The sequence below is a fragment of the Variovorax paradoxus B4 genome, from assembly GCF_000463015.1.
GTDB lineage: Bacteria > Pseudomonadota > Gammaproteobacteria > Burkholderiales > Burkholderiaceae_C > Variovorax > Variovorax paradoxus_E.
The window spans coordinates 3,096,799-3,113,365 of record NC_022247.1; the positions used below are offsets into that span (position 1 = coordinate 3,096,799).

Annotated in this window: 14 protein-coding genes; all 14 read right to left on the reverse strand. The window is 65.8% G+C overall.

Features of this window, described 5'->3' with window-relative positions:
• The gene (gene carB / locus VAPA_RS14445; protein ID WP_021007516.1) at nt 1-3,249 is read right to left on the reverse strand and encodes a carbamoyl-phosphate synthase large subunit; all 3,249 of its coding nucleotides are present in this window, start codon (nt 3,247-3,249) and stop codon (nt 1-3) included.
• 1 nt (nt 3,250) lies between these two features.
• Nucleotides 3,251-3,790: an ORF6N domain-containing protein gene (locus VAPA_RS14450; RefSeq protein WP_230558873.1), complete on the reverse strand. Its 540-nt coding sequence runs from the start codon at nt 3,788-3,790 to the stop codon at nt 3,251-3,253.
• A 10-nt stretch (nt 3,791-3,800) separates the two neighbouring features.
• Nucleotides 3,801-4,970 carry a glutamine-hydrolyzing carbamoyl-phosphate synthase small subunit gene (gene carA, locus VAPA_RS14455; RefSeq protein ID WP_041946119.1) on the reverse strand — a complete coding sequence of 390 codons (1,170 nt, stop codon included), beginning with the start codon at nt 4,968-4,970 and terminating at the stop codon, nt 3,801-3,803.
• A gap of 198 nt (nt 4,971-5,168) precedes the next feature.
• Nucleotides 5,169-5,963, reverse strand: coding sequence for a TrmH family RNA methyltransferase (locus VAPA_RS14460; RefSeq protein ID WP_021007519.1), 795 nt, complete (start codon nt 5,961-5,963; stop codon nt 5,169-5,171).
• Nucleotides 5,964-5,970: 7 nt separating this feature from the next.
• Nucleotides 5,971-6,696 (reverse strand): ribonuclease HII, encoded by a 726-nt coding sequence (gene rnhB / locus VAPA_RS14465; RefSeq protein WP_021007520.1) that lies wholly within the window; start codon nt 6,694-6,696, stop codon nt 5,971-5,973.
• The gene (gene lpxB, locus VAPA_RS14470; RefSeq protein ID WP_021007521.1) at nt 6,668-7,816 is read right to left on the reverse strand and encodes a lipid-A-disaccharide synthase; all 1,149 of its coding nucleotides are present in this window, start codon (nt 7,814-7,816) and stop codon (nt 6,668-6,670) included. The genes rnhB and lpxB overlap by 29 nt, the downstream gene beginning before the upstream one ends.
• A 14-nt stretch (nt 7,817-7,830) precedes the next feature.
• The gene (lpxA, locus tag VAPA_RS14475) at nt 7,831-8,619 is read right to left on the reverse strand and encodes an acyl-ACP--UDP-N-acetylglucosamine O-acyltransferase (protein ID WP_021007522.1); all 789 of its coding nucleotides are present in this window, start codon (nt 8,617-8,619) and stop codon (nt 7,831-7,833) included.
• A gap of 23 nt (nt 8,620-8,642) precedes the next feature.
• Nucleotides 8,643-9,092, reverse strand: coding sequence for a 3-hydroxyacyl-ACP dehydratase FabZ (fabZ, locus tag VAPA_RS14480; protein ID WP_021007523.1), 450 nt, complete (start codon nt 9,090-9,092; stop codon nt 8,643-8,645).
• 23 nt (nt 9,093-9,115) lie between these two features.
• The gene (lpxD, locus tag VAPA_RS14485; protein WP_021007524.1) at nt 9,116-10,093 is read right to left on the reverse strand and encodes a UDP-3-O-(3-hydroxymyristoyl)glucosamine N-acyltransferase; all 978 of its coding nucleotides are present in this window, start codon (nt 10,091-10,093) and stop codon (nt 9,116-9,118) included.
• 14 nt (nt 10,094-10,107) lie between these two features.
• A complete protein-coding gene (locus tag VAPA_RS14490; RefSeq protein ID WP_021007525.1) occupies nt 10,108-10,650 on the reverse strand; it encodes an OmpH/Skp family outer membrane protein in 543 nt (180 codons plus the stop codon).
• Nucleotides 10,651-13,086, reverse strand: a complete 2,436-nt coding sequence (gene bamA / locus VAPA_RS14495; RefSeq protein ID WP_021007526.1) for an outer membrane protein assembly factor BamA — start codon at nt 13,084-13,086, stop codon at nt 10,651-10,653.
• A 38-nt stretch (nt 13,087-13,124) separates the two neighbouring features.
• A complete protein-coding gene (rseP, locus tag VAPA_RS14500) occupies nt 13,125-14,495 on the reverse strand; it encodes an RIP metalloprotease RseP (protein ID WP_021007527.1) in 1,371 nt (456 codons plus the stop codon).
• A gap of 24 nt (nt 14,496-14,519) precedes the next feature.
• Nucleotides 14,520-15,707 (reverse strand): 1-deoxy-D-xylulose-5-phosphate reductoisomerase, encoded by a 1,188-nt coding sequence (ispC, locus tag VAPA_RS14505; RefSeq protein WP_021007528.1) that lies wholly within the window; start codon nt 15,705-15,707, stop codon nt 14,520-14,522.
• Nucleotides 15,704-16,549: a phosphatidate cytidylyltransferase gene (locus VAPA_RS14510; RefSeq protein ID WP_021007529.1), complete on the reverse strand. Its 846-nt coding sequence runs from the start codon at nt 16,547-16,549 to the stop codon at nt 15,704-15,706. The genes ispC and VAPA_RS14510 overlap by 4 nt, the downstream gene beginning before the upstream one ends.
• Nucleotides 16,550-16,567: the final 18 nt, after the last annotated feature.

Here is a 16,567-nt window from a genome sequence, read left to right on the forward strand (position 1 = left end):
TCAGGCTGCCGCCAGCTGCGCGTGCATCTCCTGCACCGAGATCACGCCGAGCTCGTCCATGAAGCCCATGCCCTCGACCGCGGCTTCGGCGCCGAAGATCGTGGTGAACGTGGTCACGCGCGCCAGCAGCGCCGAGGTGCGGATCTGCCGCGAATCGGTGATCGCGTTGCGGCGCTCTTCCACCGTGTTGATGACCAGCGCAATCTCGTTGTTCTTGATCATGTCGACGATGTGCGGGCGGCCCTCGGTCACCTTGTTCACCGTCGCGCATTCGATGCCGGCGGCGCCGATGGCGGCGGCCGTGCCCTTGGTGGCGATGATCTCGAAGCCCAGCTTGACCAGGCCGCGCGCCACTTCCACGGCGCGCGCCTTGTCGTTGTTCTTCACCGAGATGAAGACCTTGCCCGACTTCGGCAGGTGCGTGCCCGCGCCGAGTTGCGATTTCACGAAGGCTTCGCCGAAGGTCTTGCCCACGCCCATCACTTCGCCGGTCGACTTCATCTCGGGGCCGAGGATGGTGTCCACGCCCGGGAACTTGACGAACGGGAACACCGCTTCCTTGACGCTGAAGTACGGCGGCGTGACTTCCTTCGTCACGCCCTGCGACGCGAGCGACTGGCCGGCCATGCAGCGTGCCGCCACCTTGGCGAGCTGGATGCCGGTGGCCTTGCTCACGTAGGGCACGGTGCGGGAAGCCCGCGGGTTCACTTCGAGCACATAGATGACGTCCTTGCCGTCCTTCTGCTGGATCGCGAACTGCACGTTCATGAGGCCGACCACGTTCAGGGCCTTGGCCATCGCGGCGCTCTGGCGCTTCAGCTCGGCAATGGTCTCGGCCTGCAGGCTGTAGGGCGGCAGCGAACAGGCGGAATCGCCCGAGTGCACGCCGGCCTGTTCGATGTGTTCCATCACGCCGCCGATCAGGGTGGCGCCTTCGGCGTCGCGAATGCAGTCGACGTCGCATTCGACGGCGTCGTTGAGGAAGCGGTCGAGCAGCACCGGCGAGTCGTTGCTGACCTTCACGGCCTCGCGCATGTAGCGCTCGAGGTCGCGCTGCTCGTGCACGATTTCCATCGCACGGCCGCCGAGCACGTAGCTCGGGCGCACCACCAGCGGGTAGCCCAGCGCCGCGGCCTTTTCGAGCGCCTCGGGCTCGGTGCGCGCCGTGGCGTTCGGCGGCTGGCGCAAGCCCAGCTCATGCAACAGCTTCTGGAAGCGCTCGCGGTCTTCGGCCGCGTCGATCATGTCGGGCGAGGTGCCGATGATCGGCACGCCGTTGGCCTCGAGGTCGAGCGCGAGTTTGAGCGGCGTCTGGCCGCCGTATTGCACGATCACGCCGAGCGGCTTTTCCTTGTCGACGATCTCGAGCACGTCTTCGAGCGTCAGCGGCTCGAAGTACAGGCGGTCCGAGGTGTCGTAGTCGGTCGACACGGTTTCGGGGTTGCAGTTGACCATGATGGTCTCGTAGCCGTCCTCGCGCATGGCGAGCGCGGCATGCACGCAGCAGTAGTCGAACTCGATGCCCTGGCCGATGCGGTTGGGGCCGCCGCCGAGCACCATGATCTTCTTCTTGTCCGTCGGGTCGGCTTCGCACTCGTCCTCGTAGGTCGAGTACATGTAGGCCGTGTTGGTCGCGAACTCGGCCGCGCAGGTGTCCACGCGCTTGTAGACCGGGCGCACGCCCAGGGCGCGGCGCTTCTCGCGGATCGCGGTGTCGGTGGTCTTCAGCTGGCGCGCCAGGCGGCGGTCGGAGAAGCCCTTCTTCTTCAGAGCGAGCAGCGTGTCCTTGTCGATGTCGTCCAGCGACTTGGTTTCGAGCTCGAGTTCGATCTTCACGATCTCTTCGATCTGCACCAGGAACCACGGGTCGATCTTGGTCAGCGCGAACACTTCATCCACGCTCAGGCCCATGGCGAAGGCATCGCCCACGTACCAGATGCGCTCGGGGCCGGGCTCGCCCAGCTCCTTCTCGAGCACTTCGCGGTCCTGCGTCTTCTCGTTGAGGCCGTCCACGCCCACTTCGAGGCCGCGCAGCGCCTTCTGGAACGACTCCTGGAAGGTGCGGCCCATGGCCATCACTTCGCCCACCGACTTCATCTGCGTGGTGAGGCGCGAGTCGGCCTGCGGGAATTTCTCGAAAGCGAAACGAGGGATCTTGGTGACCACGTAGTCAATCGACGGTTCGAACGACGCGGGCGTGGCACCGCCCGTGATCTCGTTGCGCAGCTCGTCGAGCGTGTAGCCCACGGCCAGCTTGGCCGCGACCTTGGCGATCGGAAAGCCCGTGGCCTTGGAGGCCAGCGCCGACGAACGCGAGACGCGCGGATTCATCTCGATGACGACCATGCGGCCGTCCTTCGGGTTGATCGAGAACTGCACGTTCGAGCCGCCGGTATCGACGCCGATCTCGCGCAGCACGGCCAGCGAGGCGTTGCGCAGGATCTGGTATTCCTTGTCGGACAGCGTCTGCGCGGGGGCCACGGTGATCGAGTCGCCAGTGTGCACGCCCATCGGGTCCAGGTTTTCGATCGAACAGACGATGATGCAGTTGTCGGCCTTGTCGCGCACGACTTCCATCTCGTACTCTTTCCAGCCGAGCAGCGACTCTTCGATCAGCAGCTCGTTGGTCGGCGAGGCTTCGATGCCGCGCTTGCAGATGGTCTCGAACTCTTCCGGGTTGTAGGCAATGCCGCCGCCGGTGCCGCCGAGCGTGAAGCTGGGACGGATCACCGTCGGAAAGCCGACCGACTTCTGCACGGCCCAGGCCTCATCCATCGAATGGGCGATGCCGGAGCGTGCCGAGCCGAGGCCGATCTTGGTCATCGCGTCCTTGAACTTCAGGCGGTCCTCGGCCTTGTCGATGGCTTCGGGCGTGGCGCCAATCAGCTCGACCGGCTTGTTGGTGGCCGCGCCGGTGTACTTGTCGAGCACGCCGTGGCGCCAGAGGTCGAGCGCGCAGTTGAGTGCGGTCTGGCCGCCCATGGTCGGCAGGATCGCGTCGGGGCGCTCCTTGGCGATGATCTTCTCGACCGTCTGCCAGGTGATCGGCTCGATGTAGGTCACGTCGGCCGTGGCCGGGTCGGTCATGATCGTCGCAGGGTTGCTGTTGATCAGGATGACCTTGTAGCCCTCCTCGCGCAACGCCTTGCAGGCCTGCACGCCGGAGTAATCGAACTCGCAGGCCTGGCCGATGATGATCGGGCCGGCGCCGATGATGAGAATGGATTGGAGGTCTGAGCGCTTGGGCATCTTATTTGTCCTTGGTGAAACCGATGCCGCGGCCGCTGTAGGCGCCCGGCTTCGGCTCATCCATCAGTTGATGGATCGCGTTGAATACATCGCGAAAGTTCTGGTCGTATCGCTGTTCCAGCGCATTCAGCTTGCGCTTGAGATCGGCGTGCTCCGACAGCATGCTGCGCAGCTTGACGAAGGTACGCATGATCTCGATGTTGACGGCCACGGCGCGTTCGCTGCGCAGCACGCTCGACAACATGGCCACGCCCTGCTCGGTGAAGGCCACGCTCCGGTAGCGCGCGCCGCCCGAGCCTGGCTTCTCGGGCTTTGAGATCACAAGTTGTGATCTCAAAGCATCGAGGTCGTGGTTCTCGAGGGTGAAGGCGAAATCCGCCGGAAAACGATCGAGGTTGCGGCGCATGGCCTGCAACAACACCCGGGTCTCGACGCCGTAGAGCGCAGCAAGGTCCTGCGCCAGCATGACCCTGAGGCCGCGCAGCACATAGATCTTGCCCTCGGCATCGCGCAATGCGGCGAGCACCGAGACGTCGAGCACCGCGGGTGCATCAGCCACGTGCCTGCTCCATGAGCGCAGTGAAGCGGTCAAACAGGTAGCCGATGTCGTGCGGGCCGGGCGAAGCTTCCGGGTGGCCCTGGAAGCAGAACGCCGGCTTGTCGGTGCGCGCGAGGCCCTGCAGCGTGTTGTCGAACAGGCTGATGTGGGTGGGGCGCAGATTGGCGGGCAGCGACTTCTCGTCGACCGCGAAGCCGTGGTTCTGGCTGGTGATGCTCACGCGGCCGTTGTCCAGGTCCTTCACCGGATGGTTCGCGCCGTGGTGGCCGAACTTCATCTTGAAGGTCTTGGCGCCCGAAGCCAGCGCCATGATCTGGTGGCCCAGGCAGATGCCGAAGGTGGGAATGCCGGTCTCGATGAGTTCCTTGACCGCGCTGATGGCGTAGTCGCAGGGCTCCGGGTCGCCCGGGCCGTTGGCCAGGAAAATGCCGTCGGGTTTGAGCTTGAGCACATCGGCCGCCGTTGTTTGCGCCGGCACCACGGTGATGCGGGCGCCACGCTGGGCGATCATGCGCAGGATGTTCTTCTTGACACCGTAGTCGAAAGCCACCACGTGGAACTTCGGCGTGATCTGCACGCCGTAGCCGGCACCCAGCTTCCACTCGGTTTCGGTCCATTCGTAGGTCTGCTGGACCGACACCACCTTGGCCAGGTCGAGCCCGGCCATGTCGGGCGCAGCCTTGGCTGCGGCAACGGCCTTGTCGATCAGCGCTTGCGTCACGGTCTCGCCCGCGGCCAGGCCCAGGATGCAGCCGTTCTGCGCGCCATGGGTGCGCAGGTGGCGGGTGAGCTTGCGGGTGTCGATGTTCGCGATCGCCACCGTCTTGCCGGCCACGAGGTATTCGCTCAGCGTGGCGGTCTTGCGGAAATTGGACGCGACCAGCGGCAGGTCCTTGATGATCAGGCCCGCGGCATGGATCTTGTCGGCTTCGATGTCTTCCCCGTTGACCCCGTAGTTGCCGATGTGCGGATACGTGAGCGTCACGATCTGCTGGCAATAACTCGGGTCGGTGAGGATTTCCTGGTAACCGGTCATGGCGGTGTTGAACACCACCTCGCCGGTCGTGGAGCCGGTGGCTCCGATCGAATTGCCTTGAAAGACCGTGCCGTCTGCGAGCGCCAGGATGGCGGGCGGGAAACTTCCCTTGAGAGACAAAAGCACTGGGTTCTCCGGATGGTTACGGTCGCCCGGAGCCCCAGGCGCGTTGCCTGCGGACTGCTGCTTAAGGGGATTTTGGCGTTAAAGGCGGCCGGGCGACGCTATTGCGAGTAAGCCCCCGATTGTAGCTCGGCGGCATCGCCCTCTCGGCTCGCAAGGCCGGAAAACATTCGCAGCCCATGCCTTTGCGGCATTCGAAACTCAGGAACTCGTCTGTGCAAGCCCGGCCGCGCCGCTCGCGTGCAGGCAGATCGCCGCCGCGGCCGCCACGTTCAGCGACTCCTCGCCGCCTGGCTGCGCGATCCGGATGTGCTGGCCGGCGCGGGCTTCCAGCGCGGGCGAAACGCCCTGCCCTTCGTGCCCCAGCAACCATGCGCAAGGATGCGGCAGCCTTGCCTGGTGCAGCCAGTCGCCCCGATGGGAACTGGTGGCCACCAGCGGCACCTTCAGTTCGTCGAGCGCATCGGCTTCCACGCCTTCGATCAATCGAAGGCCGAAATGCGCGCCCATGCCGGCGCGCAGCACCTTCGGCGCCCACAGCGCCACGGTGCCCTTGAGTGCGATCACCTGCTTGAATCCGAAGGCCGCCGCACTGCGCAGGATGGAACCGGCGTTGCCAGCGTCCTGCAGGCGGTCGAGCACGACGCTCGGCGCGTCGGGCAACAGCGCCGGCCGCGGCGGGAGCTCGAGCACGAATCCCATGGGCGCAGGCGACTCCAGGCCGCTGACCGCCCGCAGCAGATCGTCGTCGACGACTACTGTTTTGATAGCAGAATTCGCCCACTCGGCGGGAGCTGACGGCCAAAAAGACTCTGAAAAAACGGCAATGGCGGGCCGGATGCCGCGCGCGAGCGCTGCCCGGCAGAGATGGTCGCCTTCGAGCCAGACACGGCCCAGCCTGCGGTAGGCGCCCGGATCCTGAGCCAGCTTGCGCAGGTCCTTGAGCAGCGGGTTGTCGCGCGAACTGATGTGGCTCGCGCCGATTGGGCTGGTCATGTTCGGTTCAGGGCGCGGCGCGCAGGTCGAGGTGCACGGTGGTCTCGGCCGTTGCGATTTCCGCAGGGGCCGGCATCGCGGCGTCGAGCACGAGCGCCGCCGAACCAGCCGCGGTGCGTGCCAGCGCCGCAGCCACCGGACTGAATGACCTGCGGTGATGAATGCACGCGCCATGGCGCTGCAGCGCCTCCAGATGCTCCGGCGTGCCGTAGCCCTTGTGGCCAGCAAAGCCGTAGTGCGGAAATTCGCTATGCAATTGCTCGCACAGCCGGTCGCGGTGGACCTTGGCCAGGATCGAGGCGGCGGAAATCGCCTTGACCCGCGCATCGCCCTTGACGATGGCCTCGGCCAGCACGTCCAGCGTCGGCAGGCGATTGCCGTCGACCAGCACCTTGGCGGGCTTCAGGCGCAGGCCCTCGACCGCTCGGCGGATGGCGAGCATGGTGGCCTGCAGGATGTTGTGGGTGTCGATTTCCTCGACTGTGGCCTGCGCCACCGAGCAGCACAGGGCCTTGGCAAGAATCTGGTCGTGCAGGCGTTCGCGCTGCAGGGCCGTGAGCGTCTTGGAATCGGCCAGGCCACGGATCGGGCGCTGGTCGTCGAGGATGACGGCCGCCGCCACGACCGGGCCGGCCAGCGGGCCGCGGCCCGCCTCGTCGACGCCCGCAACGAGGCCTGGCGCATCCCACACGAGGGCCGCCTGCTCAGCCTTCAAGAACTTTCTGGATCGCATCGGCGCAAAGTGTGGGCGTATCGCGCTGCAGTTGCACGTGCAGCTCTGAAAATTTTCGTTGCAGCGCCCGGGTTTTTTCGGGCGCGTCGAGCCAGGCCAGTGTGGCAGTGGCCAGCGCCTGGGGCGTGGCGGCCTCCTGCAGCAGCTCGGGCACCACGAATTCGCGGGACAGGATGTTGGGCAGGCCGACCCAGGGCTGGAGTTGCTTGCGCTGCATCAGGCGCCATGAAAGCGCGTTCATGTTGTACGCGATGACCATCGGCCGCTTGAACAGCGCGGCCTCGAGCGTAGCGGTGCCGCTGGCGATCAGGGTCACGTCGCAGGCCGCCAGCGCGGCATGCGACTGACCATCGAGCAGCATCACCCGCCCCGCTGCGCCGCTGGCCTGCAGCAAGGCCTCGACCTCGACGCGCAGCCCCGGCAGGATGGGCGCGACGAACCGGAGCGCGGGCCGCACCTTCAACATCTGCGCCGCGGCGGCGAAGAACCGGGCAGCAAGGTAGCGCACTTCCGAACGGCGGCTGCCGGGCAGCAAGGCCACGACCTGTGCATCCGGCGCAAGGCCCAATGCTGCGCGGGCCGCGCCGCGGTCTGGGGCCATGGGGATCACATTGGCCAGCGGATGGCCGACGTAGCTGCCCTGCACGCCATGCCCGGCCAGCAGCGCCGGCTCGAACGGAAAGATGCACAGCACGTGGTCGGCCGCGGCCCGGATCTTTTCGATGCGGTCGGCGCGCCAGGCCCAGATCGACGGGCAGACGAAGTGCACGGTCTTCATGCCGCGGCTGCGCAGTCCGGCTTCGAGGTCGAGATTGAAATCGGGAGCATCGACGCCGATGAAGAGTTCGGGCCATTCGCGCAGCAGCCGCGCCTTGAGTTGGCGGCGGATGCCGGCGATCTCGGCATAGTGGCGCAGCACCTCGATGTAGCCGCGCACCGCGAGCTTTTCCTGCGGCCACCAGCTCTGGAGCCCATGTGCGAGCATGCGGGGCCCGCCGATGCCCACGGTCTGGAGCGATGGCCAACGCGCCTGCAGGCCGTCGAGAAGAAGGCCCGCCAACAAGTCGCCGGAAGCTTCCCCCGCGACCAGCGCGAACCGTCGCTGTTCGTCCGTGCCCATGGCGGCTGTCTACTTCAACGCGCGATGCCGCGCGTCGAGTTGGCCAGGAAGCGCTCCATGAGCGCCACGTCCTCGGCCGCCTCCGGCGTCTCGGCGGCCAGTGCGGCGATGCCGGCGCGCGCCTCTTCGAGCGTCTTGCCCTGCCGGTACAGCAGGCGATGCATCTGCTTCACCGCGGCCAGGCGGGGCGCCGAAAAATCGCGGCGGCGCAGGCCCACGACATTGAAGCCGCGCACCGCCAGCGGATTGCCGTCGACCAGCATGAAGGGGGGTACGTCCTGCGATACGGCGCTGGCAAAGCCGACCATGGCATGGGCGCCGACCGAGACGAACTGGTGGATGCCCGTCAGGCCGCCGATCGTGACCCAGTCGGCCAGATGCACGTGGCCGGCCAACGTGGTGTTGTTGGCCAGCGTGGTGTGGTCGTCGACACGGCAGTCGTGCGCAATGTGCGTGTACGCCATGATCCAGTTGTCGTTGCCCACCCGCGTGATGCCGCCCGCGCCCGGCACACCGAGGTTGAAGGTGCAGAACTCGCGGATGACGTTGCGGTCGCCGATGACCAGTTCAGTGGGTTCGCCGGCGTATTTCTTGTCCTGCGGCACCGCGCCGAGCGAGGAAAACTGAAAGATCCGGTTGTCGCGGCCGATGGTGGTGCGCCCTTCGATCACGCAATGCGCACCGATGGTCGTGCCGGCGCCAACCCGCACGTGCGGACCGATCACGGTGTAGGGCCCGACCGAAACGGAGGCGTCCAGCTGTGCCTTCGGGTCGATGAGTGCTGTGGGATGAACCTGCGTCATGCCTTGTCGTAACCGCCGCAAGATCAGTTGATCTGGCGCATCGCGCACATCAGCGTGGCCTCGCAGGCCAGTTCGCTGCCCACCAGCGCGCGGCCCTTGAACTTGGAGATGCCGGCCTTCATGCGCTCGATTTCGACTTCGAGCGTGAGCTGGTCGCCGGGCTCCACGGGGCGCTTGAAGCGCGCGCCGTCGATGGCCGCAAAGTAATAGACCGTGTTGTCATCGGGCACGATGTCGAGCGAATGAAACGACAGCAGTGCGGCCGCCTGCGCCATGGCTTCGAGCATGAGCACGCCCGGCATCACCGGACGGTGGGGGAAGTGGCCATTGAAGAACGGCTCGTTCATCGTCACGTTCTTGAGCGCCGTGATGCGCTTGCCCTTCTCCATGTCCAGCACGCGATCCACCAGCAGGAACGGGTAACGGTGGGGCAGCAGCTTGAGGATTTGATGGATATCGAGCGTCGTCGTCATGATTTTCTGTTCCTGCATCGTCTTCACTTTTTCTGAGGGGCTTTTTCCAGCGCCTTGAGCCGTTCGCGCAGGCTGTGCAACTGCTTGAGCGTTGCCGCGTTCTTTTCCCAGTTCGCATTGTCGTCGATGGGGAACATGCCGGTGTACTGGCCGGCCTTGCGGATCGAGCGGGTAACCACGGTCGCCGCCGAAACGTGAACTCTGTCGGCCACCGTGAGATGACCCAGCACGATTGCACCGCCGCCAAAGGTGCAGTGCGCGCCGATGATGGCGCTGCCCGCCACGCCAACGCAGCCGGCCATGGCGGTGTGCTTGCCTACACGCACGTTGTGGCCGATCTGGATCAGGTTGTCGAGCTTGACGCCGTCGTCGATGACGGTGTCGTCGAGCGCGCCGCGGTCGATGCAGGTGTTGGCGCCGATCTCGACGTCGTTGCCGATGCGCACAGCGCCCAGCTGCTCGATCTTGACCCAGGCGCCCTCGTGCGGCGCCAGGCCGAAGCCGTCCGCGCCAATCACCACACCCGGATGCAGCAGGCAGCGCTCGCCGACCACGCAGTCTTCGCCGATCGTCACGCGCGACTTGAGGACCGTGCCGGCGCCGACGCGCGCGCCCCGCTCCACCACGCACAGGGCGCCGATGCGCGCCGTGGCGTCTACCAGGGCCTCGGGATGGATCACCGCGGAGGGATGGATGCGGTCGGCCTCGGGCCGCGCGTGATGCGCCTTCCACAACTGCGTGAGGCGCGCGAAATAAAGGTAGGGGTCCGCCGCAACGATGAACGCCCCGCGCGCGGCCGCGGCCTCGCGCATGGCCGGCGCGACGATCACGCAGGCGGCCTTGGAGGCCGCCAGTTCCTGCTGGTATTTGGGATGGCTCAGGAAGCTGAGCGCATCAGGCTGTGCATTCTGGAGCGGCGCAAGCCGTTCGATGGACAGCGCCGGGTCCCCGTGGAGCTCGCCCCCAAGGGCGCTGACAATGGCTCCGAGCTGCAGTCCCACGCCGATTCGCGGCGTTACTTGCCGGCCGAAGGAGCAGCGGTCGAGGCGTTCAGGGCCTTGATCACCTTGTCGGTGATGTCGTGCTTGGGATTGATGTAGATCGCCTCCTGCAGGATGGCATCGTACTTTTCAGCCTCGGCCACCTGCTTCACGACGCGGTTGGCACGTTCGTAGACCTGCTGGAGCTCTTCGTTCTTGCGCGCATTGAGATCTTCCTGGAACTCGCGGCGGCGGCGCTGGAAATCGCGGTCCTGGTCGACAAGTGCGCGCTGGCGTGCGGTGCGCTGGCTTTCGGACAAGGTGGGAGCTTCGCGCTCGAACCGTTCGGAGGCCGTCTTCAGGGCTTCGCCCTGCGTCGTGAGATCCTTTTCGCGCTTGAGGAATTCAGCCTCGAGCTTGGCTTGCGCAGCCTTGGCCGGCTGCGCCTCGCGCAGCACGCGATCCGGATTCACGAAGCCGATGCGAAAGGTTTCCTGCGCCTGGGCAGCAGGCGCGGCAGCCAGCGCGAAAACGGGGATCAACAACGCGCCAGCGGCGGCGCGAATCAAATGCTTCATTTAGAAAGACGTTCCGATCTGGAATTGCAAGCGCTGAATTCTATCCTTCGGGATCAGGACGAAGCCGGTATTCGGATCCAGCACTTCCTTTTGGGACTTGATGGGGATGGCGTAGGCAAGACGCAGAGGGCCCAGCGGCGAGATCCAGCTGACCCCGAGGCCCACGGAAGCGCGCAGCTTCTTCTGTGCCTTGTACTGCTCGTCGGTCAGGCCGGCGGCGCGCGAGCCGAACACGTTGCCGACGTCGAAGAAGCCGTACAGGCGCAGGGTGCGGTCATTGCCCGCACCAGGGAACGGCGTGCTCAGCTCGGCGTTGAAGATGGCCTTCTTGGTGCCGCCCAGTGCGGCGCCTTCGGTTTGCCCGAAGAGCGGCACATCGCGCGGGCCGAGCGAGTTCTGCTCGAAGCCGCGGATGGAACCCAGGCCGCCGGCATAGAAGTTCTTGAAGATCGGGTAGACCTTGCCGCCAAGCGCCTTGGCATAGCCGACGTCTGCGTTGATCGCAAACGTGTATTGCTTGTTGATCGGGAAGAACTGCTGGTACTGGTAGTTCGTCTTGACGTACTTCATGTCGCCGCCGACGCCCAGCTCCAGGTTGGCACGCTGCAGGCGCCCGGTGGTCGGGACCAGCGCGCTGTCGCGGTTGTCGCGGCCCCAGCCGATGGTCAGCGGAACACCCCATACGCTCTTCTGGTTGCACTCGGTCACGAACCAGCCGGTCGCATCCTTGGAGCACTGGAAGTAATTGAGGTAGGACGCCGGCGTGAAGAGCCCCGAGAACGAGGTCGACGAGTTCGGATCGAACGCATAGCGCTCGAGCCCGACGCCGAAGAAGACCGTGTCGACTTCGCTGAACGGCACGCCGAAGCGGATCGAAGCGCCCTGGTTGACCAGCTTGTAGTCGCCATCGAGGGTGGTCGAATACGGGCGCGTGGTGGTGTGATAGACGCTGATCGTGCGCGAGATGCCGTCCTTCGTGAAGTACGGATCGGTGGTGGTCAGCGACAGCGTGCGGTTGTACTTGCTGGTGTTGACCTGCACGCCCAGGAAGTTGCCGGAACCAAAAACGTTCTCTTGGGAGATGCCGAAGGTCAGAGCCACCTTTTCCGCGCTGGAGTAGCCCGCGCCGAGCTGCAGGCTGCCGGTGGGCTTCTCCGCCACGTTGATGACCAGGTCGACCTGGTCGGGCGAACCCGGGATTTCCTGGGTCTCGACGTTCACTTCGGTGAAGAAGCCCAGACGGTCCACGCGGTCGCGCGAAAGCTTGATCTTGTCGCCGTCGTACCACGAGGCCTCGAACTGGCGGAATTCGCGCCGGATGACTTCGTCGCGCGTCTTCGCGTTGCCGCCCACGGCCACACGGCGCACGTAGACGCGGCGCGAGGGTTCGGCTTGCAGGGTCAGCGTCACGCGGTTGTTGACGCGGTCGATTTCCGGGCGTGCCTGCACGCGTGCAAACGCATAGCCGAAGGTGCCGAAATAGTCGGTGAAGGCCTTGGTGGTTTCGGTGACTTGCTCGCCGTTGTAGGGCTCGCCGGGCTTGATGGTCACGAGGGACTTGAACTCCTCGTCGCGGCCGAGATAGTTGCCGTCGAGCTTGACGCCGGCCACCACGAACTTCTCGCCTTCGGTGATGTTGACGGTCACCGACAGGTCCTGGCGGTCCGGCGAGATGGCGACCTGGGTCGAATCGATGCGGAATTCGAGGTAGCCGCGCGTGATGTAGTACGAGCGAAGCGTTTCCAGGTCGGCGTTGAGCTTCGAGCGCGAGTACTGGTTGGACTTGGTGTACCAGCTCATGAAACCGCCGCTGTCCTGGTCGAACAGGCTCAGCAGCGTCGATTCGCTGAAGGCCTTGTTGCCGACCACGCGCACTTCGCGAATGCGCGCGGAATCGCCCTCGGTGACGGTGAACGTGAGATTGACGCGGTTGCGCTCGATAGGTGTGACCGTGGTCACGACCTGCGCGTTGTAGAGGCTGCGGCTCACGTACTGGCGCTTGAGCTCCTGCTCGGCACGGTCGGCCAGCGCCTTGTCGTACGGGCGGCCATCGGCCAGGCCCACTTCGCGCAGCGCCTTCTGGAGCGCGGCCTTGTCGAACTCCTTGGTGCCGACGAAATCGACATCGGCAATGGTGGGCCGCTCTTCGACGATTACCACCAGCACGTTGCCGTTGACGTCGATGCGCACGTCCTTGAACAACCCCAGGTCGAACAGCGCACGGATGGCAGCCGATCCGCGCTCGTCGCTGTAGGTATCGCCCACACGCAGCGGCAACGATGCGAAGATCGTGCCGGGCTCGACGCGTTGCAAGCCTTCGACGCGAATGTCACGCACCGTGAAGGGCTCGACGGCCCAGGCTGCCGTGGCCGCCAACGCGCTGGCCACTACCGCGGCAACGCTACGCAGGCGAAAGCGACTGAAGTTTGTGTTCATCTGTGAATTGGGCCGGCGCGGAAAGGGCCGGCAGAAAGTTAACCAAAGAGCCGCGTGACGTCGTTGAAGAGTGCAACCGACATCATGACCAGCAGCAAAGCGACACCGCCGCGCTGAAGCCGTTCCATCCAGGCGTCAGAGACGCTCTTGCCGGTCAGGCCCTCCCAAAGATAATACATCAGGTGTCCTCCATCGAGGACCGGCAGCGGCATGAGATTGAGCACGCCAAGGCTCACGCTGATCAGCGCAAGGAACACCAGGTACTGGGTCAGCCCGAGGCTCGCGGACTTGCCCGCATAGTCGGCGATCGTGAGCGGCCCGCTCAGATTCTTGAGCGAGGCTTCGCCGATCACCATCTTGCCCATCATGCGGACGGTCAGTGCCGACACCTCCCAGGTGCGGACGATGCCGCGCCAGACACCGTCCACGGGGCCTTGCCGCACTGTCACCATTTCGGGCGGCGCGCCGACATAGGCGCCGATGCGGCCGACCTTCACGGCGCCCTCCTCGCGCAGTTCGGGCCTGACTTCGAGTTCGATCAACTGGCTGCCGCGCTGCACCTGCCAGGTCTGCGGGCGTGGCTGGTCGCCGTCGATCGAGGTGCGGATCAGCTCGCGCAGCTGCTGTCCGTCGACGACGGGCACATTGCCGACGCTGCGGACCACGTCGCCGCTGCGAAGGCCCGCACGCTCTGCCGCGCTGCCGGCCATCACCTGGCCGATCTCGGGCCGCGTCAGCGGTGCGAGCACGCCGATCTTGCGGAACATCTGCGGGTCGGCGTCCTTGGCCTCCATGAGACTCAACGGCAGCACGACCTGCCGACCGGGCCGGCCACCCTCGCCCGCCACTTCGAGCGTCAGGTCGCGGCCGTCGAGCGCGCCGCGCGTCATGCGCCAGCGCAGGTCCTCGAACGACTGCACGGGCTCCAGGTCGCCTTCGAAGCCGGCGCGCGTGATGTGCTCGCCGCCGCGCAGCCCCGCCGCTTCCGCCAGCGATGCCGCCACCGGACGCGCCAGCTTGGCAACGGGCTCCTCGACCCCGATCCAGTTGACGGCCGTGTAGAGCACCACGGCGAGCAGCAGATTGGCAATCGGCCCGGCGGCAACGATGGACGCGCGATAGCGCAGCGGCTGCGTATTGAAGGCGCGGTGCCGGTCCTCCGGCGCAACCGGCCCCTCGCGCTCGTCGAGCATCTTGACGTAGCCGCCGAAGGGAAAAGCGCCGATGACGAACTCGGTTTCCTGGCCCGGGTGCTGGCGCCTGGGCTGCCAGCGGTACAGCGTCTTGCCGAAGCCGACCGAGAACCGCAACACCTTGACGCCGCAAGCGACGGCGACGCGGTAGTGGCCGTATTCGTGCACGGCAATCAGGACGCCGAGTGCAACCACGAAAGCAATAACGGTGAGCATCCGGATCCTCTGTTGGCGGGAGCGTCAGGCCGCGAAGCGCAGTGCCGCGGCATTGGCGGCCGCCCGGGCACTGGCGTCGAGCGCCAGCAGATCGGCCAGCGATGCGGGCTTGGAGGGGCTGACGGCTTCCAAAGTTTCCATGTTGACCGCATGAATGCGGTCGAAGCGCAGTCGCCGATCAAGAAAGGCCTCGACCGCGACTTCGTTGGCAGCATTGAGGACCGCCGTGGTCCCGGGCGCCGCACGCAGCGCATGCCAGGCCAAGCCCAGTCCCGGGAACAGCGCCGCATCGGGAGCGTCGAAGCTCAGCGACGCCATCTGGCGGAAGTCGAGGCGCGCCGCGCCGCTCTCGATGCGCTCGGGCCAGGCCAGGCCGACAGCGATGGGCACCCGCATGTCGGGCGTCCCCAGCTGGGCAATGACCGAGGCATCGGTGAACTGGACCATCGAATGCACCACGCTCTGTGGATGGATGACCACCTCGATCTGCTCGGGCAGGACGCCGAACAGATGGCGCGCCTCGATCACCTCGAGCGCCTTGTTCATCATGGTGGCGGAATCGACCGAGATCTTGCGGCCCATGACCCAGTTCGGATGCGCGCAGGCCTGCTCGGGCGTGACCGTACCCAGCGTATCGGGCGCGCGCGTGCGGAACGGGCCGCCCGAAGCCGTAAGAATGATCTTGTCGATGCGGCGCGGCCAGGTCGACGGATCCTCGGGCAGCGACTGGAAGATGGCCGAGTGCTCGCTGTCGATCGGCAGCAGCGTGGCACCGCCGTCGCGCACGGTGCGCATGAACAGCTCGCCGCCAACCACCAGCGCCTCCTTGTTGGCCAGCAGGAGCCGCTTGCCGGCGCGCGCCGCGGCCAGGCAAGGCCCGAGGCCCGCAGCCCCCACGATGGCGGCCATCACGGCGTCGACCTCCTCATGAGATGCTATCCTTTCGATAGCATCATCACCACTCAGCACCTTTGTGCCGAGATTGTTTTGTTCTATCTTTTCCGCCAGCAGCGCCGCATGCGGCGCGCTCGCCATGACCGCATACCGCGGCGAAAACCGTGCGCATTGCGCCAGCATTTCGTCGACCTTGGTCGATGCCGAAAGCGCGAAGACCTCGAAACGGTCGGGGTGCCGCGAAATGACATCGAGCGTGCTAACGCCGACCGACCCGGTCGAGCCCAACACCGTGATGCGTTGTTTGGGTGTGTTCACAAGAAAGCCAGCATCAATGCAATGGGAAGTGCCGGCAAGAGGGCATCCACGCGGTCGAGCACGCCGCCATGGCCCGGCAGCAGGCTGCTGCTGTCCTTGGCGCCGGCACTGCGCTTGATCAGCGATTCGACCAGGTCGCCAACAACGCTGATTGCAGCGAGAAACAGCACCCCGACAAGCAGCAGCCACCAGCCGCGCTCGTACAGCCGGGTGTAGAGGCTTGCCACCGTCGCGCCGGCAGCCCTGTCGGCCCAGACCCAGGCAAAGGCCAGCACCACGACGCCCGCCATGCCGCCCCATACGCCTTCCCAGCTCTTGCCGGGGCTGATGGCGGGCGCGAGCTTGCTGCGCGTGAACTTGAGGCCGAAAGCGCGGCCCGTGAAATAGGCGAAAACGTCCGCCACCCAGACCAGCACGAGGATGGAGAGCAGGAAGTTGATGCCGACCATGCGTGCCTGCACCGCTGCCAGCCACGCCACCCAGAGCGCCAGCAGCCCCCCGACCAACCGCAGCCCACGGGGAATGCGCGGCCAGCCCGGCACGGCCACCCGCAGCAGCGCGGCCCCACCGAGCACCCAGGCCGCACTGGCCAGCAGCCACATGAGCAACAGCGACCGATCAAGCAGGCCGAGCCACCACGAAAGCGCACACAGCGCCACCGTTTCCAGGCCGAGGAAGACCGACAGCCGCTGGCCATAGCCGTTGAGCCGGCCCCACTCCCATGCGCCGGCACCGATCAACACCAGCATCACGCAGGCGAAAGGAACGTGCGACGGGTAGAAGAGTGCCGGCAGCAGGATCGCCAACAGGACGATGGCCGTGAGGATGCGTTGTTTGAGCATGCGGCTGGAGGGGCGGAC